Origin of the sequence: Vibrio mytili (genome assembly GCF_049563345.1) — a bacterium.
GTDB lineage: Bacteria > Pseudomonadota > Gammaproteobacteria > Enterobacterales > Vibrionaceae > Vibrio > Vibrio mytili.
Window position 1 is genome coordinate 2,890,448 of record NZ_CP110481.1, and the last position, 21,977, is coordinate 2,912,424.

13 protein-coding genes, 6 tRNA genes and 6 rRNA genes are annotated in these 21,977 nt (G+C 48.1%); 5 read left to right on the forward strand and 20 right to left on the reverse strand.

Going from position 1 to position 21,977, the window contains the following annotated elements; genetic code table 11:
- Positions 1-3: 3 nt before the first annotated feature.
- The 12 genes from ONE56_RS13355 to ONE56_RS13410 form a co-directional block, all read right to left on the reverse strand.
- Positions 4-80 (reverse strand) — tRNA-Asp (locus ONE56_RS13355).
- Between the two features lie 93 nt (positions 81-173).
- Positions 174-289 (reverse strand): 5S ribosomal RNA (gene rrf, locus ONE56_RS13360).
- Positions 290-408: 119 nt separating this feature from the next.
- Positions 409-3,298: ribosomal RNA gene (locus ONE56_RS13365) — 23S ribosomal RNA — on the reverse strand.
- A gap of 289 nt (positions 3,299-3,587) precedes the next feature.
- Positions 3,588-3,663: transfer RNA gene (locus tag ONE56_RS13370), tRNA-Ala, on the reverse strand.
- A 39-nt stretch (positions 3,664-3,702) separates the two neighbouring features.
- Positions 3,703-3,779: transfer RNA gene (locus ONE56_RS13375), tRNA-Ile, on the reverse strand.
- Positions 3,780-3,846: 67 nt separating this feature from the next.
- A 16S ribosomal RNA gene (locus ONE56_RS13380) occupies positions 3,847-5,399 on the reverse strand.
- Positions 5,400-5,784: 385 nt separating this feature from the next.
- A 5S ribosomal RNA gene (rrf, locus tag ONE56_RS13385) occupies positions 5,785-5,900 on the reverse strand.
- A gap of 119 nt (positions 5,901-6,019) precedes the next feature.
- Positions 6,020-8,909 (reverse strand): 23S ribosomal RNA (locus ONE56_RS13390).
- A 360-nt stretch (positions 8,910-9,269) separates the two neighbouring features.
- Positions 9,270-9,345 (reverse strand) — tRNA-Val (locus ONE56_RS13395).
- 44 nt (positions 9,346-9,389) lie between these two features.
- Positions 9,390-9,465 (reverse strand) — tRNA-Lys (locus tag ONE56_RS13400).
- Positions 9,466-9,467: 2 nt separating this feature from the next.
- Positions 9,468-9,543 (reverse strand) — tRNA-Glu (locus ONE56_RS13405).
- Positions 9,544-9,670: 127 nt separating this feature from the next.
- A 16S ribosomal RNA gene (locus ONE56_RS13410) occupies positions 9,671-11,223 on the reverse strand.
- Together the 16S, 23S and 5S rRNA genes with 6 tRNA genes alongside form the textbook arrangement of a ribosomal RNA operon.
- A gap of 540 nt (positions 11,224-11,763) precedes the next feature.
- Here ONE56_RS13410 and ONE56_RS13415 point away from each other — a divergent pair.
- Entirely contained in the window at positions 11,764-12,312 is a 549-nt protein-coding gene (locus ONE56_RS13415; RefSeq protein WP_423840008.1) for a gamma carbonic anhydrase family protein, read from the forward strand.
- 4 nt (positions 12,313-12,316) lie between these two features.
- On the opposite strand, the gene ONE56_RS13420 is transcribed toward ONE56_RS13415, so the two are convergent.
- The 4 genes from ONE56_RS13420 to ONE56_RS13435 form a co-directional block, all read right to left on the reverse strand.
- Positions 12,317-12,580 (reverse strand): DUF1488 domain-containing protein, encoded by a 264-nt coding sequence (locus ONE56_RS13420; protein WP_331438644.1) that lies wholly within the window; start codon positions 12,578-12,580, stop codon positions 12,317-12,319.
- 3 nt (positions 12,581-12,583) lie between these two features.
- On the reverse strand, positions 12,584-13,417 hold the full coding sequence (gene aroE / locus ONE56_RS13425) for a shikimate dehydrogenase (RefSeq protein WP_041157161.1): 834 nt from the start codon (positions 13,415-13,417) through the stop codon (positions 12,584-12,586).
- A gap of 100 nt (positions 13,418-13,517) precedes the next feature.
- Entirely contained in the window at positions 13,518-14,435 is a 918-nt protein-coding gene (gene hemF / locus ONE56_RS13430; RefSeq protein WP_423840009.1) for an oxygen-dependent coproporphyrinogen oxidase, read from the reverse strand.
- A gap of 47 nt (positions 14,436-14,482) precedes the next feature.
- Positions 14,483-15,040, reverse strand: a complete 558-nt coding sequence (locus tag ONE56_RS13435) for an L-threonylcarbamoyladenylate synthase (protein ID WP_041157159.1) — start codon at positions 15,038-15,040, stop codon at positions 14,483-14,485.
- Between the two features lie 201 nt (positions 15,041-15,241).
- Here ONE56_RS13435 and purE point away from each other — a divergent pair, with 201 nt between their 5' ends.
- Together purE and ONE56_RS13445 are read left to right on the forward strand one after the other, a co-directional pair.
- Positions 15,242-15,727, forward strand: a complete 486-nt coding sequence (gene purE / locus ONE56_RS13440) for a 5-(carboxyamino)imidazole ribonucleotide mutase (protein ID WP_041157158.1) — start codon at positions 15,242-15,244, stop codon at positions 15,725-15,727.
- A 4-nt stretch (positions 15,728-15,731) separates the two neighbouring features.
- Entirely contained in the window at positions 15,732-16,865 is a 1,134-nt protein-coding gene (locus tag ONE56_RS13445) for a 5-(carboxyamino)imidazole ribonucleotide synthase (RefSeq protein ID WP_423840010.1), read from the forward strand.
- A gap of 65 nt (positions 16,866-16,930) precedes the next feature.
- On the opposite strand, the gene ONE56_RS13450 is transcribed toward ONE56_RS13445, so the two are convergent.
- From ONE56_RS13450 to ONE56_RS13465, 4 genes are all read right to left on the reverse strand, one after another.
- Complete coding sequence (locus tag ONE56_RS13450; RefSeq protein ID WP_423840011.1) at positions 16,931-17,500, reverse strand: topoisomerase DNA-binding C4 zinc finger domain-containing protein; 570 nt, start codon at positions 17,498-17,500, stop codon at positions 16,931-16,933.
- Between the two features lie 84 nt (positions 17,501-17,584).
- On the reverse strand, positions 17,585-18,064 hold the full coding sequence (locus ONE56_RS13455; protein WP_041157156.1) for a DUF494 family protein: 480 nt from the start codon (positions 18,062-18,064) through the stop codon (positions 17,585-17,587).
- A gap of 2 nt (positions 18,065-18,066) precedes the next feature.
- The gene (dprA, locus tag ONE56_RS13460; RefSeq protein ID WP_423840012.1) at positions 18,067-19,179 is read right to left on the reverse strand and encodes a DNA-processing protein DprA; all 1,113 of its coding nucleotides are present in this window, start codon (positions 19,177-19,179) and stop codon (positions 18,067-18,069) included.
- Entirely contained in the window at positions 19,160-20,311 is a 1,152-nt protein-coding gene (locus tag ONE56_RS13465; protein ID WP_423840013.1) for a LysM peptidoglycan-binding domain-containing protein, read from the reverse strand. Before ONE56_RS13465 ends, dprA begins: the two co-directional genes overlap by 20 nt.
- Positions 20,312-20,448: 137 nt before the next feature.
- Here ONE56_RS13465 and def point away from each other — a divergent pair, with 137 nt between their 5' ends.
- Positions 20,449-20,970, forward strand: a complete 522-nt coding sequence (gene def / locus ONE56_RS13470; RefSeq protein ID WP_041157154.1) for a peptide deformylase — start codon at positions 20,449-20,451, stop codon at positions 20,968-20,970.
- Positions 20,971-21,003: 33 nt separating this feature from the next.
- Positions 21,004-21,951, forward strand: a complete 948-nt coding sequence (gene fmt, locus ONE56_RS13475) for a methionyl-tRNA formyltransferase (RefSeq protein WP_423840014.1) — start codon at positions 21,004-21,006, stop codon at positions 21,949-21,951.
- The last annotated feature ends 26 nt before the right edge of the window (positions 21,952-21,977 follow it).

Sequence of the window (21,977 nt, forward strand, 5' to 3'; positions counted from 1 at the left end):
AAGTGGCGGAGTGGACGGGACTCGAACCCGCGACCCCCGGCGTGACAGGCCGGTATTCTAACCAACTGAACTACCACTCCGCAGTGGTATTTTTTACTAAATAAAGTCTTATGGTTAGCTCGCTTTATTTAGTTTGCCTTTAGATTTTTCAAAATCTAAAAACAAGGAAGCAAGCCTGGCGATGTCCTACTCTCACATGGGGAAACCCCACACTACCATCGGCGCTACTTTGTTTCACTTCTGAGTTCGGAATGGAATCAGGTGGGTCCAAAACGCTATGGTCGCCAAGCAAATTCGGGTTAAACTCGCTGCTTAAGCAAGTTTAATAATCTGGAAAGCTGTTTTATTTCTCATTATCACACATTCAATGTTCTTTCATTGAGTCCATCAAAACCCCTTGGGTGTTGTATGGTTAAGCCTCACGGGCAATTAGTATCAGTTAGCTCAACGCCTCACAACGCTTACACACCTGACCTATCAACGTCGTAGTCTACGACAACCCTTTAGGATACTTAAAGTATCAGGGAGAACTCATCTCAAGGCTCGCTTCCCGCTTAGATGCTTTCAGCGGTTATCAATTCCGAACTTAGCTACCGGGCAATGCGTCTGGCGACACAACCCGAACACCAGAGGTTCGTCCACTCCGGTCCTCTCGTACTAGGAGCAGCCCCTTTCAATTCTCCAACGCCCACGGCAGATAGGGACCGAACTGTCTCACGACGTTCTAAACCCAGCTCGCGTACCACTTTAAATGGCGAACAGCCATACCCTTGGGACCGACTTCAGCCCCAGGATGTGATGAGCCGACATCGAGGTGCCAAACACCGCCGTCGATATGAACTCTTGGGCGGTATCAGCCTGTTATCCCCGGAGTACCTTTTATCCGTTGAGCGATGGCCCTTCCATTCAGAACCACCGGATCACTATGACCTGCTTTCGCACCTGCTCGAATTGTCATTCTCGCAGTCAAGCGGGCTTATGCCATTGCACTAACCTCACGATGTCCAACCGTGATTAGCCCACCTTCGTGCTCCTCCGTTACTCTTTGGGAGGAGACCGCCCCAGTCAAACTACCCACCAGGCACTGTCCTCATCCCCGATGAGGGGACCAAGTTAGAACATCAACACTACAAGGGTGGTATTTCAAGGTCGGCTCCACCAACACTGGCGTGCTGGTTTCAAAGCCTCCCACCTATCCTACACATGTAGGGTCAATGTTCAGTGCCAAGCTGTAGTAAAGGTTCACGGGGTCTTTCCGTCTAGCCGCGGGTACACTGCATCTTCACAGCGATTTCAATTTCACTGAGTCTCGGGTGGAGACAGCGTGGCCATCATTACGCCATTCGTGCAGGTCGGAACTTACCCGACAAGGAATTTCGCTACCTTAGGACCGTTATAGTTACGGCCGCCGTTTACCGGGGCTTCGATCAAGAGCTTCGACCGAAGTCTAACCCCATCAATTAACCTTCCGGCACCGGGCAGGCGTCACACCGTATACGTCATCTTACGATTTTGCACAGTGCTGTGTTTTTAATAAACAGTTGCAGCCACCTGGTATCTGCGACTCCTAGTAGCTCCATCCGCAAGGGACTTCACCGCCAGGAGCGTACCTTCTCCCGAAGTTACGGTACCATTTTGCCTAGTTCCTTCACCCGAGTTCTCTCAAGCGCCTTGGTATTCTCTACCCGACCACCTGTGTCGGTTTGGGGTACGATTCCAACTTATCTGAAGCTTAGAGGCTTTTCCTGGAAGCATGGCATCAATGACTTCACATCCGTAGATGCTCGACGTCGTGTCTCAGCCTTAGAAAGAGCCGGATTTACCTAACTCTTAAGCCTACGCACTTGAACCTGGACAACCGTCGCCAGGCCCACCTAGCCTTCTCCGTCCCCCCATCGCAATAAGTTGAAGTACGGGAATATTAACCCGTTTCCCATCGACTACGCCTTTCGGCCTCGCCTTAGGGGTCGACTTACCCTGCCCCGATTAACGTTGGACAGGAACCCTTGGTCTTCCGGCGAGGGGGTTTTTCACCCCCTTTATCGTTACTCATGTCAGCATTCGCACTTCTGATACGTCCAGCATGCGTTACCACACACCTTCAACCGCTTACAGAACGCTCCCCTACCCAATGTGCAAAAGCACATTGCCGCAGCTTCGGTTTACTACTTAGCCCCGTTACATCTTCCGCGCAGGCCGACTCGACCAGTGAGCTATTACGCTTTCTTTAAATGATGGCTGCTTCTAAGCCAACATCCTGGCTGTCTGAGCCTTCCCACATCGTTTCCCACTTAGTAGTAATTTGGGACCTTAGCTGGCGGTCTGGGTTGTTTCCCTCTCCACGACGGACGTTAGCACCCGCCGTGTGTCTCCCGGATAGTACTTACTGGTATTCGGAGTTTGCAAAGGGTTGGTAAGTCGGGATGACCCCCTAGCCTTAACAGTGCTCTACCCCCAGTAGTATTCGTCCGAGGCGCTACCTAAATAGCTTTCGGGGAGAACCAGCTATCTCCAGGTTTGATTGGCCTTTCACCCCTAGCCACAAGTCATCCGCTAATTTTTCAACATTAGTCGGTTCGGTCCTCCAGTTGATGTTACTCAACCTTCAACCTGCCCATGGCTAGATCACCTGGTTTCGGGTCTATATCCAGAGACTGAACGCCCAGTTAAGACTCGGTTTCCCTACGGCTCCCCTAGATGGTTAACCTTGCCACTGAATATAAGTCGCTGACCCATTATACAAAAGGTACGCAGTCACACCACGAAGGTGCTCCTACTGCTTGTACGTACACGGTTTCAGGTTCTATTTCACTCCCCTCACAGGGGTTCTTTTCGCCTTTCCCTCACGGTACTGGTTCACTATCGGTCAGTCAGTAGTATTTAGCCTTGGAGGATGGTCCCCCCATATTCAGACAGGATATCACGTGTCCCGCCCTACTCGATTTCACTGAATGTGCGTTGTCAACTACGGGGCTATCACCCTGTATCGCCGGACTTTCCAGACCGTTCGTCTAACGCATATAAAGCTTAAGGGCTAGTCCAATTTCGCTCGCCGCTACTTTCGGAATCTCGGTTGATTTCTTTTCCTCGGGGTACTTAGATGTTTCAGTTCCCCCGGTTCGCCTCGCTGCGCTATGTATTCACGCAGCGATACTTACTTATGTAAGTGGGTTTCCCCATTCGGAAATCCCAGACTCAAGTGGCTTTTACTGCCTAATCTGGGCTTATCGCAAGTTAATACGTCCTTCATCGCCTCTGACTGCCAAGGCATCCACCGTGTACGCTTAGTCACTTAACCATACAACCCGAAGAAGTTTCGAATTGACGTTAAACAACCAAAGTTTGTCTCTCATTATTTGAATGAGCGAGAGACAGTTCGATTTTGCCGGACTCAAATATGAACAACACCTAAAGATGTTGTTCCCAAGAACACTTGAATGTGTTTTTAGTTGTATTCCCTTAGGAATACTTTGAGAACTTTACAAACAACAATAAATTGTTGTTTTGTCAGCTTTCCAAATTGTTAAAGAGCGAGATTTTCTGATGAAAACCATTTTTAAAAGCACTATCACTAATGCGCTTAAAGATGGTGGAGCTATGCGGGATCGAACCGCAGACCTCCTGCGTGCAAGGCAGGCGCTCTCCCAGCTGAGCTATAGCCCCATCAGGTGTCGATACTGTCGCCAACCCTTTAAAAGGAATTGGTGGGTCTGAGTGGACTCGAACCACCGACCTCTCGCTTATCAGGCGAACGCTCTAACCACCTGAGCTACAGACCCAGTATCGTCTCTTAAACTTTATAAACCATATCAATCTGTGTGGACACTCATCACGATAATCATCGTATAAGGAGGTGATCCAGCGCCAGGTTCCCCTAGCGCTACCTTGTTACGACTTCACCCCAGTCATGAACCACAAAGTGGTAAGCGTCCCCCCGAAGGTTAAACTACCTACTTCTTTTGCAGCCCACTCCCATGGTGTGACGGGCGGTGTGTACAAGGCCCGGGAACGTATTCACCGTGGCATTCTGATCCACGATTACTAGCGATTCCGACTTCATGGAGTCGAGTTGCAGACTCCAATCCGGACTACGACGCACTTTTTGGGATTCGCTCACTCTCGCAAGTTGGCTGCCCTCTGTATGCGCCATTGTAGCACGTGTGTAGCCCTACTCGTAAGGGCCATGATGACTTGACGTCGTCCCCACCTTCCTCCGGTTTATCACCGGCAGTCTCCCTGGAGTTCCCGACATGACTCGCTGGCAAACAAGGATAAGGGTTGCGCTCGTTGCGGGACTTAACCCAACATTTCACAACACGAGCTGACGACAGCCATGCAGCACCTGTCTCAGAGTTCCCGAAGGCACCAATCCATCTCTGGAAAGTTCTCTGGATGTCAAGAGTAGGTAAGGTTCTTCGCGTTGCATCGAATTAAACCACATGCTCCACCGCTTGTGCGGGCCCCCGTCAATTCATTTGAGTTTTAATCTTGCGACCGTACTCCCCAGGCGGTCTACTTAACGCGTTAGCTCCGAAAGCCACGGCTCAAGGCCACAACCTCCAAGTAGACATCGTTTACGGCGTGGACTACCAGGGTATCTAATCCTGTTTGCTCCCCACGCTTTCGCATCTGAGTGTCAGTATCTGTCCAGGGGGCCGCCTTCGCCACCGGTATTCCTTCAGATCTCTACGCATTTCACCGCTACACCTGAAATTCTACCCCCCTCTACAGTACTCTAGTCTGCCAGTTTCAAATGCTATTCCGAGGTTGAGCCCCGGGCTTTCACATCTGACTTAACAAACCACCTGCATGCGCTTTACGCCCAGTAATTCCGATTAACGCTCGCACCCTCCGTATTACCGCGGCTGCTGGCACGGAGTTAGCCGGTGCTTCTTCTGCAGCTAACGTCAAAGATATGCGCTATTAACACACACCCCTTCCTCACTGCTGAAAGTACTTTACAACCCGAAGGCCTTCTTCATACACGCGGCATGGCTGCATCAGGCTTGCGCCCATTGTGCAATATTCCCCACTGCTGCCTCCCGTAGGAGTCTGGACCGTGTCTCAGTTCCAGTGTGGCTGATCATCCTCTCAGACCAGCTAGGGATCGTCGCCTTGGTGAGCCCTTACCTCACCAACTAGCTAATCCCACCTAGGCATATCCTGACGCGAGAGGCCCGAAGGTCCCCCTCTTTGGCCCGAAGGCATCATGCGGTATTAGCCATCGTTTCCAATGGTTATCCCCCACATCAGGGCAATTTCCTAGGCATTACTCACCCGTCCGCCGCTCGACGCCGTTCACGTTCCCCGAAGGGTCAGTGAACTCGTTTCCGCTCGACTTGCATGTGTTAGGCCTGCCGCCAGCGTTCAATCTGAGCCATGATCAAACTCTTCAATTTAAAGTTTTTTCGGCTCAATGAATACTGACTTCAAAACTACTAATGTAATTTTAAAGCTATTATCGTTCCAACAGAACGATAATGAATTGACTGTGCTGAATCCGAAGATTCAATGGTCACTTCGTATCATTGAAACCTAATTTGAAACCGAAGTTTCTAATTGGATTATCATCAACGAGTGCCCACACAGATTGATAGGTCTATATTGTTAAAGAGCTTGGCTTTCAGTGCCTTAGCACTTAAGCGAGGTGCGTATAATACGCTGTACACTTTGAAAGTCAACATAAAATTCTAACTTTATTTAGAACCTTATGGTGACTTGCTTACATTGTAAGCAAGTGCGCTATTTTGTCTTCACTTTTTAAAAAAGTGAAAATAAATAAGAGCCTGGCGATGTCCTACTCTCACATGGGGAAACCCCACACTACCATCGGCGCTATTTTGTTTCACTTCTGAGTTCGGAATGGAGTCAGGTGGGTCCAAAACGCTATGGTCGCCAAGCAAATTCGGGTTAAACTCGCTGCTTAAGCAAGTTTAATAATCTGGAAAGCTGTTTTATTTCTCATTATCACACATTCAATGTTCTTTCATTGAGTCCATCAAAACCCCTTGGGTGTTGTATGGTTAAGCCTCACGGGCAATTAGTATCAGTTAGCTCAACGCCTCACAACGCTTACACACCTGACCTATCAACGTCGTAGTCTACGACAACCCTTTAGGATACTTAAAGTATCAGGGAGAACTCATCTCAAGGCTCGCTTCCCGCTTAGATGCTTTCAGCGGTTATCAATTCCGAACTTAGCTACCGGGCAATGCGTCTGGCGACACAACCCGAACACCAGAGGTTCGTCCACTCCGGTCCTCTCGTACTAGGAGCAGCCCCTTTCAATTCTCCAACGCCCACGGCAGATAGGGACCGAACTGTCTCACGACGTTCTAAACCCAGCTCGCGTACCACTTTAAATGGCGAACAGCCATACCCTTGGGACCGACTTCAGCCCCAGGATGTGATGAGCCGACATCGAGGTGCCAAACACCGCCGTCGATATGAACTCTTGGGCGGTATCAGCCTGTTATCCCCGGAGTACCTTTTATCCGTTGAGCGATGGCCCTTCCATTCAGAACCACCGGATCACTATGACCTGCTTTCGCACCTGCTCGAATTGTCATTCTCGCAGTCAAGCGGGCTTATGCCATTGCACTAACCTCACGATGTCCAACCGTGATTAGCCCACCTTCGTGCTCCTCCGTTACTCTTTGGGAGGAGACCGCCCCAGTCAAACTACCCACCAGGCACTGTCCTCATCCCCGATGAGGGGACCAAGTTAGAACATCAACACTACAAGGGTGGTATTTCAAGGTCGGCTCCACCAACACTGGCGTGCTGGTTTCAAAGCCTCCCACCTATCCTACACATGTAGGGTCAATGTTCAGTGCCAAGCTGTAGTAAAGGTTCACGGGGTCTTTCCGTCTAGCCGCGGGTACACTGCATCTTCACAGCGATTTCAATTTCACTGAGTCTCGGGTGGAGACAGCGTGGCCATCATTACGCCATTCGTGCAGGTCGGAACTTACCCGACAAGGAATTTCGCTACCTTAGGACCGTTATAGTTACGGCCGCCGTTTACCGGGGCTTCGATCAAGAGCTTCGACCGAAGTCTAACCCCATCAATTAACCTTCCGGCACCGGGCAGGCGTCACACCGTATACGTCATCTTACGATTTTGCACAGTGCTGTGTTTTTAATAAACAGTTGCAGCCACCTGGTATCTGCGACTCCTAGTAGCTCCATCCGCAAGGGACTTCACCGCCAGGAGCGTACCTTCTCCCGAAGTTACGGTACCATTTTGCCTAGTTCCTTCACCCGAGTTCTCTCAAGCGCCTTGGTATTCTCTACCCGACCACCTGTGTCGGTTTGGGGTACGATTCCAACTTATCTGAAGCTTAGAGGCTTTTCCTGGAAGCATGGCATCAATGACTTCACATCCGTAGATGCTCGACGTCGTGTCTCAGCCTTAAAAAGAGCCGGATTTACCTAACTCTTAAGCCTACGCACTTGAACCTGGACAACCGTCGCCAGGCCCACCTAGCCTTCTCCGTCCCCCCATCGCAATAAGTTGAAGTACGGGAATATTAACCCGTTTCCCATCGACTACGCCTTTCGGCCTCGCCTTAGGGGTCGACTTACCCTGCCCCGATTAACGTTGGACAGGAACCCTTGGTCTTCCGGCGAGGGGGTTTTTCACCCCCTTTATCGTTACTCATGTCAGCATTCGCACTTCTGATACGTCCAGCATGCGTTACCACACACCTTCAACCGCTTACAGAACGCTCCCCTACCCAATATACAAAAGTATATTGCCGCAGCTTCGGTTTACTACTTAGCCCCGTTACATCTTCCGCGCAGGCCGACTCGACCAGTGAGCTATTACGCTTTCTTTAAATGATGGCTGCTTCTAAGCCAACATCCTGGCTGTCTGAGCCTTCCCACATCGTTTCCCACTTAGTAGTAATTTGGGACCTTAGCTGGCGGTCTGGGTTGTTTCCCTCTCCACGACGGACGTTAGCACCCGCCGTGTGTCTCCCGGATAGTACTTACTGGTATTCGGAGTTTGCAAAGGGTTGGTAAGTCGGGATGACCCCCTAGCCTTAACAGTGCTCTACCCCCAGTAGTATTCGTCCGAGGCGCTACCTAAATAGCTTTCGGGGAGAACCAGCTATCTCCAGGTTTGATTGGCCTTTCACCCCTAGCCACAAGTCATCCGCTAATTTTTCAACATTAGTCGGTTCGGTCCTCCAGTTGATGTTACTCAACCTTCAACCTGCCCATGGCTAGATCACCTGGTTTCGGGTCTATATCCAGAGACTGAACGCCCAGTTAAGACTCGGTTTCCCTACGGCTCCCCTAGATGGTTAACCTTGCCACTGAATATAAGTCGCTGACCCATTATACAAAAGGTACGCAGTCACACCACGAAGGTGCTCCTACTGCTTGTACGTACACGGTTTCAGGTTCTATTTCACTCCCCTCACAGGGGTTCTTTTCGCCTTTCCCTCACGGTACTGGTTCACTATCGGTCAGTCAGTAGTATTTAGCCTTGGAGGATGGTCCCCCCATATTCAGACAGGATATCACGTGTCCCGCCCTACTCGATTTCACTGAATGTGCGTTGTCAACTACGGGGCTATCACCCTGTATCGCCGGACTTTCCAGACCGTTCGTCTAACGCATATAAAGCTTAAGGGCTAGTCCAATTTCGCTCGCCGCTACTTTCGGAATCTCGGTTGATTTCTTTTCCTCGGGGTACTTAGATGTTTCAGTTCCCCCGGTTCGCCTCGCTGCGCTATGTATTCACGCAGCGATACTAGCTTGTGCTAGTGGGTTTCCCCATTCGGAAATCCCAGACTCAAGTGGCTTTTACTGCCTAATCTGGGCTTATCGCAAGTTAATACGTCCTTCATCGCCTCTGACTGCCAAGGCATCCACCGTGTACGCTTAGTCACTTAACCATACAACCCGAAGAAGTTTCGAATTGACGTTAAACAACCAAAGTTGTCTCTCATTATTTTAATGAGCGAGAGACAGTTCGATTTTGCCGGACTCAAATATGAACAACATCTAAAGATGTTATTCCCAAGAACACTTGAATGTGTTTTTAGTTGTATTCCCTTAGGAATACTTTGAGAACTTTACAAACAACAATAAATTGTTGTTTTGTCAGCTTTCCAAATTGTTAAAGAGCTATGTTTCTTCACAAGGAAGTACATTTTCTAAAGACTTTCAGCCGCGCCGCGCAGGCGTCAAAAATGCCAACCAGTATCAATAAATTGTTCTGGTTTGGACGTTTTATTCCAAAAATACTTAGAGAATGGTGGGCGATACCGGGCTCGAACCAGTGACCCCCTGCTTGTAAGGCAGGTGCTCTCCCAACTGAGCTAATCGCCCACATTATTTTCTTACCGAAACGCAAGCATTTCCGTGGAAGGAAATGGTGGGTCGTGCAGGATTCGAACCTGCGACCAATTGATTAAAAGTCAACTGCTCTACCAACTGAGCTAACGACCCAATGGTATCCCGTAGGGGAGTCGAACCCCTGTTACCGCCGTGAAAGGGCGGTGTCCTAGGCCTCTAGACGAACGGGACACTAAGTCGAACATCTTGGGGGATGTTCTATCTCTTAAACTTTATAAACCGTATCAATCTGTGTGGACACTCATCACGACTCATTTGTCTTCACTTTAAAAAGTGAAAGCAAACTATCCATCGTATATAAGGAGGTGATCCAGCGCCAGGTTCCCCTAGCGCTACCTTGTTACGACTTCACCCCAGTCATGAACCACAAAGTGGTAAGCGTCCCCCCGAAGGTTAAACTACCTACTTCTTTTGCAGCCCACTCCCATGGTGTGACGGGCGGTGTGTACAAGGCCCGGGAACGTATTCACCGTGGCATTCTGATCCACGATTACTAGCGATTCCGACTTCATGGAGTCGAGTTGCAGACTCCAATCCGGACTACGACGCACTTTTTGGGATTCGCTCACTCTCGCAAGTTGGCCGCCCTCTGTATGCGCCATTGTAGCACGTGTGTAGCCCTACTCGTAAGGGCCATGATGACTTGACGTCGTCCCCACCTTCCTCCGGTTTATCACCGGCAGTCTCCCTGGAGTTCCCGACATGACTCGCTGGCAAACAAGGATAAGGGTTGCGCTCGTTGCGGGACTTAACCCAACATTTCACAACACGAGCTGACGACAGCCATGCAGCACCTGTCTCAGAGTTCCCGAAGGCACCAATCCATCTCTGGAAAGTTCTCTGGATGTCAAGAGTAGGTAAGGTTCTTCGCGTTGCATCGAATTAAACCACATGCTCCACCGCTTGTGCGGGCCCCCGTCAATTCATTTGAGTTTTAATCTTGCGACCGTACTCCCCAGGCGGTCTACTTAACGCGTTAGCTCCGAAAGCCACGGCTCAAGGCCACAACCTCCAAGTAGACATCGTTTACGGCGTGGACTACCAGGGTATCTAATCCTGTTTGCTCCCCACGCTTTCGCATCTGAGTGTCAGTATCTGTCCAGGGGGCCGCCTTCGCCACCGGTATTCCTTCAGATCTCTACGCATTTCACCGCTACACCTGAAATTCTACCCCCCTCTACAGTACTCTAGTCTGCCAGTTTCAAATGCTATTCCGAGGTTGAGCCCCGGGCTTTCACATCTGACTTAACAAACCACCTGCATGCGCTTTACGCCCAGTAATTCCGATTAACGCTCGCACCCTCCGTATTACCGCGGCTGCTGGCACGGAGTTAGCCGGTGCTTCTTCTGCAGCTAACGTCAAAGATGTGCGCTATTAACACACACCCCTTCCTCACTGCTGAAAGTACTTTACAACCCGAAGGCCTTCTTCATACACGCGGCATGGCTGCATCAGGCTTGCGCCCATTGTGCAATATTCCCCACTGCTGCCTCCCGTAGGAGTCTGGACCGTGTCTCAGTTCCAGTGTGGCTGATCATCCTCTCAGACCAGCTAGGGATCGTCGCCTTGGTGAGCCCTTACCTCACCAACTAGCTAATCCCACCTAGGCATATCCTGACGCGAGAGGCCCGAAGGTCCCCCTCTTTGGCCCGAAGGCATCATGCGGTATTAGCCATCGTTTCCAATGGTTATCCCCCACATCAGGGCAATTTCCTAGGCATTACTCACCCGTCCGCCGCTCGACGCCGTTCACGTTCCCCGAAGGGTCAGTGAACTCGTTTCCGCTCGACTTGCATGTGTTAGGCCTGCCGCCAGCGTTCAATCTGAGCCATGATCAAACTCTTCAATTTAAAGTTTTTTCGGCTCAATGAATACTGACTTCAAAACTACTAATGTAATTTTAAAGCTATTATCGTTCCAACAGAACGATAATGAATTGACTGTGCTGAATCCGAAGATTCAATGGTCACTTCGTATCATTGAAACCTAATTTGAAACCGAAGTTTCTAATTGGATTATCATCAACGAGTGCCCACACAGATTGATAGGTCTATATTGTTAAAGAGCTTTCCGATTGAGCCTTGCTCAAATCGGACGGCCATTTTAGCGAGTTAAAGTTTGGTGTCAATCACTTTTTTAAAACTTTTTAAGCGTTTCCGCTTCGCTAAATTGCCTTGCTGAACTTGGCTTTATTTACCTTGAAACTCAAAGCTTCGAAGCGTTGCCGTGTCAGCGAGGTGGCATTATAGAGATTGCGATCACATTGGCAAGTGCTTTTTGACGTTTTTTTTGATTTTTTTATCGTTTGAGTGTTTTTTATTCTAAGAGGTGAGTTTTCACTACTCTTCTACCCCTATATACCCTTTAATCTCACTAAGTAAGGAGAAAATATGAGTTCAATAAGAAGCTATAAAGGTATACAACCTCAACTTGGTGAGCGAGTTTACGTTGATTCAACTGCGGTTTTAGTCGGAGACATCTGTATTGGTGACGACTCTAGCATTTGGCCTTTGGTTGCTGCCCGAGGTGATGTGAATCATATTCATATCGGTAAGCGCACCAATATCCAAGATGGTAGCGTGTTACACGTGACACACAAAAACCAAGAAAACCCCAATGGCTACCCACTTATCATTGGCAATGATGTCACGATTGGGCATAAGGTCATGCTTCACGGATGTGAGATTCACGATCGGGTATTAGTAGGAATGGGAGCAATTGTCCTAGATGGCGCAGAGGTTCAATCCGAAGTAATGATTGGCGCAGGTAGTTTGGTACCACCAGGAAAAGTATTGGAAAGCGGTTACCTCTATGTGGGTAGTCCAGTAAAACAAGCTCGCCCACTCTCAGATAAAGAACGAGCATTTTTACAAAAATCTTCCGATAACTATGTGCAGAACAAAAACGACTACCTTAATGAAGTCGAAGTGATTCAATAAACAATCATTGAATCATAATGTAGCCTTCTTCATTGAAGGCTTCATCTTCGATCAGCTCTTCGGCCATTTCTTCTAGATCAAACCGGAAGGCAATAAAGGCTTCTATCGCTTGCTGCTCACATTCAACGGATAATCCACTCATCTTTGTCAGCTTCTGTTTGGTTACGTAACATTCGATAAGCGCACCAGATTGCTGAGCAGGAAAATTAACGGACTGTGATGATTCATCCCACGACTGGATATCTGGGAATAAAATAGATTGATTCATCGATTACTGACCTTCAAGGTTTTTTCTTAACTCACGCAAAATTTGCTTAGCACCCGGGCGCAGTCCACGCCATAACATAAAGCTTTCAGCAGCTTGGCCAACCAACATCCCTAATCCGTCATAGGTCTGTGCCGCACCATGCTCTTTGGCCCACCGATTAAAAGTGGTGTCACCTTTACCATACATCATGTCATAGCTCGTACTGTTGGGAGCAAAAATAGTCGATGAGATATTAGGAAGTTCTCCACTCAAAGAAGCTGAGGTAGAATTGATAACAACATCGTACTCTTGAGTAACACAACTTATCTCTTCTGCGGTAACAGGCCCATAAGCTGAAAACAGGTCCGCTAACTCTTTGGCTTTTGTATATGTACGGTTGGTAATCGTTAAAGAAGATGGATTTTGATCAAGTATTGGCTTAACCACTCCTCGAGCCGCCCCACCAGCACCGATAATTAAGATGCGAGCCCCTTCTAAAGCAACCTGATGTTGCAGCAAATCTTGCACTAAGCCAGCACCATCGGTGTTGTCGCCGATGATTTCTCCGTCATCAAGCTTCTTAAGAGTGTTCACAGCTCCGGCAAGTTGAGCCCGCTCAGTCAGGCGATTAGCAAATTGATAAGCATCTTCTTTAAATGGCAAGGTCACGTTACACCCTTTTCCACCTTCAGAGAAAAATGCTTTCGCTGCATCACTAAATCCATCTACAGGGGCACATTCAGCGGTGTAAGTCAGTGATTGATTGGTTTGACGGGCGAAGAGTGTATGAATAAATGGTGACTTACTATGTCCGATAGGATTGCCAAACACGGCATAGCGATCGATTTGCTGAGTCATTTCCTTACCTTTATTCCTTGCGTTTATATAGAAAAACAGGGGCATCTGATTACAAATGACCCTATCACTATCTCTCTATCTAGAAAAGAAGATTCAGCGCTTACCACTCACGTGGCTTTAAATATTGCTCATAAAGCTCTGCTTCTGGTGTACCAGCTTCAGGCTGATAGTTGTACTCCCAACGTGCTAATGGCGGCATCGACATCAAGATCGACTCTGTACGCCCACCACTTTGCAAGCCAAATAAAGTGCCTCGGTCATACACCAAGTTAAACTCAACATAACGACCACGACGATACAACTGGAAATCACGCTCACGCTCACCATATTCAATATTTCTGCGGCGAGCAACTATGGGTAAATAGGCCTGACAAAAACCATTACCCACGGCTTTGATATAGTCAAAACACTGCTCAAACTCCCAGTGATTCAAATCATCGAAGAACAAACCACCAACACCACGGGTTTCGTTTCTATGTGGCAGGTAGAAGTATTTATCACACCACGCTTTGTGCTCAGCATACACATCATCACCAAATGGCGCACAGATTGCCTTCGCTGTATCGTGCCAAGACTGGCAATCTTCTTCGAAAGGATAGAATGGCGTTAGATCGAATCCACCACCAAACCACCAAATCGGTTCTTCGCCCTCTTTTTCAGCGATAAAGAAACGAACATTGGCATGAGAAGTTGGTACATAAGGGTTTTTAGGGTGAATCACCAAAGAGACCCCCATAGCCTCAAAACGACGGCCTGCTAATTCAGGACGATGAGCTGTCGCTGACGCTGGCATCTCTTTACCTTCGACATGAGAAAAGTTCACCCCTCCCTGCTCGAAGACGTCGCCATCTCGAAGCACCCTTGAGCGACCACCGCCACCAAGACGCTCTCCCGGCTCACGATGCCATGCATCTTCGACAAAGACGGCCTTTCCATCTTCTTGTTCTAACTGCTGACAAATGGAATCCTGAAGTGACATCAGGAATAGCTTTACGGCATGTTTATCGATTGCTGACATACATTTAATACCTATTACTTAGTGCATATAAATCGCTGACTGCAGGGTTAGCCCTGTCTTAATATTTGCGAGGTTTTAGCGTCACGAATCTCACTTGGCTTATCACGACCACTGGTTTCACCACGAAGAATGGCCACCAGCTTATCACCCAACTGCTGCTCCACTTCTACTGTAGTCATGCACGGTGGCAATCCAGAAAGATTCGCGCTGGTGGAGGTTAGCGGCTTTCCAAACGCATTACACATCTTTTGCACTAAAGGATGATCCGTCACACGAACGGCAATCGAATCAAACTGTCCAGAGACCCAATGAGACACTTTATCGCTGGCCGGCATGATCCACGTGTATGGCCCTGGCCAAGTCGCATGGACGTTTGCTAGCTGCTCTTGAGTCAACTGAGATTCATCAATATAAGGTAACAACTGCTCGTAATTCGCAGCGATTAGGATAAGGCCTTTTTCCACTGGTCGCTGCTTAAGATCCAGTAGTTTCTGAATTGCATCAGGATTGTCTGGATCGCACCCAACGCCAAACACACCTTCTGTTGGATAAGCAATTACTTCACCTTGCTGTAGCGCGTTGAGCACCTGTTCAAAGTTATCCACTGATTACTTCCTAATTGTCTAACTATTATATTGTGGCGTTAAGTGTACAAAGATTCATTCTCAGAGACTAAAGCTATTTACTTATAAAATGTATCCATCGCTTTTAAGCACAAGGCGCAAACGTTTGCTTGAGATAAAAATCCCCGTATAATGCCCACAAATTTATGGCTCACCTAATTTTGTAGCTTGAAGGAGTTTGAGATGAAAGTCGGTATCATCATGGGTTCTAAATCCGATTGGCCAACCATGAAATTGGCAGCAGACATGCTGGATCAATTTGGCGTATCTTACGAAACAAAAGTTGTATCAGCTCACCGCACTCCTCAACTATTGGCTGACTATGCAAGCAGCGCAAAAGAACGTGGTATCAAAGTGATTATTGCCGGCGCTGGCGGTGCAGCTCACCTGCCAGGCATGGCTGCTGCATTTACTAGTGTTCCAGTACTTGGCGTACCAGTTCAGTCTCGCGCTCTGAAGGGCATGGATTCTTTATTGTCTATCGTGCAAATGCCAAAAGGTATCGCGGTAGGAACGCTAGCCATTGGCGAAGCAGGTGCGGCCAATGCAGGAATCCTAGCAGCGCAAATTCTCGGAACCCATGATGAAAGTATTATGGAGAAAGTAGAAGCATTCCGTAAAGAACAAACGGAAACTGTACTGGCCAACCCAAACCCGGCAGAGGATTAATCGGATGCATGTACTGGTTCTCGGAGCAGGTCAGCTGGCTCGTATGATGTCTCTGGCTGGTGCACCATTGAATATCCAAATTTCCGCCTATGATGTAGGGAGCGCGAACATCGTTCACCCCCTCACTCAACACGTGCTTGGACATGGCCTAGAAAATGCGATTGAACAAGTGGATGTCATTACAGCCGAGTTCGAGCATATTCCTCATGATGTCCTTGATATCTGTGCTGCAAGCGGGAAGTTTCTGCCAAGTACAGAAGCCATCAAAGCTGGCGGCGACCGCCGTCTTGAAAAAACACTGTTAGATAACGCAAATGTACGCAACGCGAAATACTATGTCATCGAAACTCGCGATGATTTTGACCGTGCGATTGAACACGTTGGCATGCCAATGGTGCTGAAAAGTGCGCTAGGTGGTTACGATGGTAAAGGCCAATGGCGCTTGAAAGAAGCATCTCAAGTGGAGTCTATCTGGACCGAAATGGCAGAATGTATTGCAGCAACGCCGGCTCAAGCGATAGTCGCTGAGGAGTTTGTACCATTTAACCGTGAAGTATCGCTAGTCGGCGCTCGCGGCAAAGATGGCAGCGTTGAGGTTTACCCACTGGCAGAAAACGTGCATACCAATGGTGTGTTGAGTCTTTCTACCGCTATTGATGCGCCAGAATTACAAGCACAAGCCAAGCAGATGTTTACCGCGGTCGCTGAAAGCCTCAATTACGTTGGCGTATTGGCATTAGAGTTCTTTGATGTCAACGGCAACTTACTGGTAAATGAGATAGCCCCTCGCGTGCACAATTCGGGTCACTGGACACAGCAAGGCGCAGAAACCTGCCAGTTCGAAAACCATCTGCGTGCAGTGTGTGGTTTGCCTCTTGGCAGTACCAAACTGGTTCGAGAAACCTCTATGGTGAATATTCTAGGGGAAGATACCTTACCAGAATCACTACTAGCAATGGATGGCTGCCATATCCATTGGTACGGAAAAGAGAAACGTGCTGGGCGCAAGATGGGCCACATTAATATTTGTGGAGATTACCCTGGTGAACTACATCGCAGACTCTGCTCATTAGCCGATGTACTGGATCAAACCGCTTTTCCTGCCGTACATGACTTCGCCAAACAATCGCAGGCGTAATATTCTGCGCTATTGATTAAAATGGGTCGCACAAAGCGACCCATTTTTCTATCTAAGCTAAGCCATTACTCTGGCTGAGTGTGCTGACACTTTCGGTTAGCACATTGCGACTTCACACCACTGGCCAGTTTTTTCTCAACCAGTAACGTAAAACCACACGCCTCGCACACCCCTTTTATCGGCGGCAAGTTCACGGCAAATTTGCATTTAGGGTAGTTGTCACAGGCATAAAATGTCTTACCGAAACGCGTCTTGCGTTCAACTAAGTGGCCCTTCCCACATTCAGGGCAAACATATTGCTCCTGGGATAGCGTCTCCGGCTCAGGCTGATTGATTGATTCAATATGGTGACAGGCCGGATAATTGCTGCACCCAACAAACATGCCATAACGTCCCTGACGCAGTACGAGCTCATTGCCACATTCGGGACAAGGCACACCAAGCTCTTTGACTATGTGACCATCGTTACTGTGCAGTGCTTTAATGTAATCACAACTTGGGTATTGGCTGCAGCCCAGAAACGGACCGTGTTTACCGTGTTTGAGAATCAGTTCACCACCACACTTAGGACAGGGGGCATGTTCCAACGCATGTTCATGGGCGGAGAAAAGGTTGTTGTCGATTTTACTACTCATACTGACCGCTTTCTTGAAAGATCTACCACTCTTATTGACAAGCTCGTGGTCCTAATCAAACAGACCTCGAACTTGCCAAGAGATTTAGTGAAGAATGCCTTGTTCCTTGGTATACAACAGCTCTTCCATCAGCGTATAAGCGTTTTCATTACCAGGTACGTTAAACAGTACCATGAGAATAATCCATTTGAGGTCTTCAAGCTCAAACTCGTTGGTTTCCAAGCCCATCACTCGATCAATCACCATTTCACGAGTTTCTGTCGTTAAGACATTAATTTGCTCAAGGAATAACAAAAAGCCTCGGCACTCTAAATCTAAACGTTGCATCTCTCGCGAGGTATAAATACGAGTCGAAGACGATGCAATACAAGACGCGATCGCAGAAGAGGTATCGCTTTGCTGCAGCGCGGCAAGCTCTTCTAACCAGACAAGGGCTTTGTAGATATCTTTTTGCTGAAAGCCTGCACGAAGCAGTTCTTCTTCCAGCTCGTCTTGCTCGACTTGTAACTCTGCATCGCTATGGATGTAGGTTTCGAATAGATACATCAATATATCCATCATCATAGCTAGCCCCTCCCCTTTCGAATATAGCCACCTGAAACTGCAACAACATGCCCTGAGAGTTCAAGCTCTAAGAGCTGCATCATGACTTCCTGCACAGGTATATTGGTCCTGTTTGCAAGAATATCAACTGGTGTAGCTTCATTTCCTACGTTAGCTAACAGCTGAGGAAATGGCAATTCTTCTTCATCAATTAACTCAGAAAATAAATCGTTGCTCTGATTAACAGACCAATCGAGCAACGATTGTATTTCATCCAGCACATCTTTAGTCTTTTCTACGAGGCAAGCGCCCTGACGAATCAACTGGTTTCCACCGCTGGCATTCGGGGCGTGAATTGATGATGGTAAGGCAAACACTTCTCTCCCTTGTTCAAGGGCGTAGCGCGCGGTAATCAAGGAGCCACTTTTCTCTGCAGCTTCCACCACCAATACACCTAACGATAACCCGCTGATGATTCGATTGCGGCGTGGGAAGTTTTCCGCCCGCGGTTTTGCATCTGGCCGAAACTCAGAGACTAAAGCCCCACTCTCCACAACACGTTGCGCCAGCCCACGGTGACGAGCCGGATATATATGCTGCAAACCAGCACCAAGAACTGCGATCGTCTTTCCGCTCGCTTGTAGCGCACCATCATGTGCATGCCCATCAATACCAAGTGCGAGACCACTAGTTACAATCAAATGGTGCTGAACAAAATCTGCGGCAAATTGACGCGCATGACGTAAGCCATCAATGCTCGCATTACGACTTCCTACCATGCCAATCTGCGGTTGTGATAAAAGAGCGGGATCGCCCTTTACAAATAATAGTGGCGGTGGTGCCACCACCTGCTTAAGCAAAGGTGGATAAAACGGATCAGACAATGTCACGATATGGTGGCCAGGTGACAGCGCTTGCCATGCTAAGCAGTCATCAACCGTCTTATCAACCGCATACCACGCTTGCAGCTGCTTAGGCGTCAAACCTAGTGCTTGTAACTGCTCGGGTGCATAATTGATGATATTGCGAGGAGTATCTTTGACCAGTAACTTGTTTAGTTTGACCCCACCAATGCCTGGCAAGCAACTTAGCTTTAGCCAGGCAGCAAGATCGCTTTCAGAGTGCGTTGTCGTCATTTAAGGTAGACTTTTGTTCAACAGGCGAAACCTCAAGTGCCTCTTGATTGTTATCGTCGATAAGTGACTCCGTCAACGGAGAAATGACTGACACATTTTTATTGATAGGCTTAGTACTATTAGTAATTAACCCCAAGCTAAAGTACTCATACGGGCGTATGACCAATAACTCTCCGACTTTACTTTGCGGCAACGTGATTTTCTTATCCAGCAGGCCAAATTCTTTTTTAAAGTCATCACCATCTTGATACACCGGATGAGCATCTTCTTTGAGGTCAAATACGCTGCCTTGCTGCAATTCATCGGCAGTGCCTTTATCAATCACGACAACTTGGTTAGTCGAGCTAAAACGAATCCCTTCAATATTACCCAATAGGTTTGCAGTGCTGCCCAGTGGAGATGGTAGTGGATAGAATGTGGTAGAGAAATCATCACGGTCTAACGTCTGCATGGGTAAAGCGATGTCATTGCGCAGTATTTCTTGCAGTTGCGAAGTAATCTTAAGCCCAGAGTACTCATTCGACGCTTCTACCAAATCCCCTTTGGCAATTAAACGCAATGCCGTAATCTGTTTTGAAACGTCATCCCGAGAAAAGGTTTCAACGGGTCTGTATATCGCCCAAGCTGCAGCGGTTTGCTCACCACTGATATACAGCACATCCTCTGCCGTCAAAAACTTACTGCCCTGATTGCTGCCCATGACCTTGGCAGCATTATCAAGAGTCTCATCGTCAACTAAACGGTCAGACTTTAAGTACGGCATCACTAAACCTTCAGCCACTGTTGGCACGGCTTTCTTCTCAGTGATACGAGCTTGTGGGCTCAGTTTCTTGACCGGCTTAAGGCTCAGCACTGGTTGACCGTTTATCCAAACCAACGACAACTTATCACCTGGATAAATTAAGTGTGGGTTATCAATGTCTGGGTTGACCTGCCATAGACGAGGCCACAGCCAAGGACTATCGAGATACATGGCAGAGATATCCCACAAAGTATCCCCTTTTACGACAACATACGTTTGTGGCGCATCCTTCTTGACGGTTAAAGGCTTAAAGCCCTCGCTTGCTGTGGCATTGAAAGAGAAAAATAACGGCAACGTAACACGAACAACATTACGAAAGATTCGGTTCATGACCCTCGTCCTTGGTCTATTAAGCAGTAATCAGAGTGAAAATAATGCCTGGATGCTGTCATTTAGGTCATAAAATGTCTAGAATTGAGCCAACAAGGTTTGTGCTGTTTCGGCACAGTTCAATATTTCGAGTGAATATGTCTGTATTACAAGTATTAACATTTCCAGATGATCGCCTGCGCACAGTCGCCAAGCCTGTTGAAGCAGTGACACCTGAAATTCAAAAAATCGTCGACGACATGATTGAAACCATGTACGACGAAGAAGGTATCGGCCTAGCTGCAACGCAGGTAGATATCCATCAACGAATCGTAGTGATTGATATTTCAGAATCTCGTGATGAGCCGATGGTGCTTATTAATCCTGAAATTTTAGAGAAACGTGGCGAAGACGGCATCGAAGAAGGCTGTCTGTCAGTACCTGGCGCTCGAGCTCTAGTACCTCGCGCGGCTGAAGTCACAGTAAAAGCACTCGACAGAGAAGGTAATGAGTTTACCTTTGAGGCTGACGACCTGCTTGCGATTTGTGTTCAACACGAACTGGACCACTTACAAGGGAAATTGTTCGTTGATTACCTATCACCACTGAAGCGAAAGCGTATTCAAGACAAACTGGCGAAAATAAAACGCTATAACGAGAAACAACAGCAAAACGCTTAATCTCGAACCATGTCAATTAGAAGGAAGCCTACCTTGAGCCAATCTTTACGTATTGTCTTTGCAGGTACTCCGGATTTCGCCGCCCGTCACTTGGCGGCGTTGTTGTCTTCGGAGCATGAAGTCATTGCCGTTTACACTCAACCAGACCGCCCTGCTGGTCGTGGTAAAAAATTGACGGCAAGCCCGGTAAAACACATCGCGTTAGAACACGACATCCCGGTATATCAGCCAGAAAACTTCAAGTCACAAGAAGCAAAACAAGCGCTTGCTGACCTCAATGCCGATATCATGGTCGTTGTGGCCTACGGGTTGTTACTGCCACAAGCGGTATTAGACACACCGAAACTAGGTTGTATTAACGTACACGGCTCCATTTTGCCTCGCTGGCGTGGCGCAGCTCCAATCCAACGCTCTATCTGGGCGGGCGATGCAGAAACTGGGGTTACCATTATGCAGATGGATATTGGTCTGGATACGGGTGATATGCTCAAAATTGCAACGCTACCAATTGAAGCAACGGATACCAGTGCTTCTATGTACGAAAAACTGGCTGAACTGGGCCCTGAGGCATTGATTGACTGCCTCGCAGATATTGCTGCGGGCAAAGCCATACCCGTGAAGCAAGACGACGAGCTAGCGAACTACGCGAAGAAACTCAGCAAAGAAGAAGCTCGTATCAATTGGAATGACGATGCTGCACATATCGAACGTTGCGTTCGTGCCTTCAATCCATGGCCAATGAGTCATTTTGTGGCGGCTGAGAACAGCATCAAAGTCTGGCAAAGCCGAGTTGACGAGGAAGTCAGTAGTCAACCAGCGGGCACCATTATCCAAGCAGACAAAACGGGAATCTACGTTGCAACTGGCAACGGCATACTGGTTCTAGAACAACTGCAAGTGCCAGGCAAAAAAGCCATGTCAGTTCAGGATATTCTGAACTCACGTGCTGCTTGGTTCGAAGTCGGTACTGTGCTGATTTAAACCATACTTGGGGAGCGAGCCCCCCA

Coding starts and splice junctions, on each gene's coding strand:
- aroE (WP_041157161.1), bottom strand. CDS start 13,417: ATGACTCAGCAAATCGATCGCTATGCCGTGTTTGGCAATCCTATCGGA.
- ONE56_RS13415 (WP_423840008.1), top strand. CDS start 11,764: ATGAGTTCAATAAGAAGCTATAAAGGTATACAACCTCAACTTGGTGAG.
- ONE56_RS13455 (WP_041157156.1), bottom strand. CDS start 18,064: ATGATGATGGATATATTGATGTATCTATTCGAAACCTACATCCATAGC.
- ONE56_RS13420 (WP_331438644.1), bottom strand. CDS start 12,580: ATGAATCAATCTATTTTATTCCCAGATATCCAGTCGTGGGATGAATCA.
- hemF (WP_423840009.1), bottom strand. CDS start 14,435: ATGTCAGCAATCGATAAACATGCCGTAAAGCTATTCCTGATGTCACTT.
- dprA (WP_423840012.1), bottom strand. CDS start 19,179: ATGACGACAACGCACTCTGAAAGCGATCTTGCTGCCTGGCTAAAGCTA.
- ONE56_RS13445 (WP_423840010.1), top strand. CDS start 15,732: ATGCATGTACTGGTTCTCGGAGCAGGTCAGCTGGCTCGTATGATGTCT.
- ONE56_RS13465 (WP_423840013.1), bottom strand. CDS start 20,311: ATGAACCGAATCTTTCGTAATGTTGTTCGTGTTACGTTGCCGTTATTT.
- def (WP_041157154.1), top strand. CDS start 20,449: ATGTCTGTATTACAAGTATTAACATTTCCAGATGATCGCCTGCGCACA.
- ONE56_RS13450 (WP_423840011.1), bottom strand. CDS start 17,500: ATGAGTAGTAAAATCGACAACAACCTTTTCTCCGCCCATGAACATGCG.
- purE (WP_041157158.1), top strand. CDS start 15,242: ATGAAAGTCGGTATCATCATGGGTTCTAAATCCGATTGGCCAACCATG.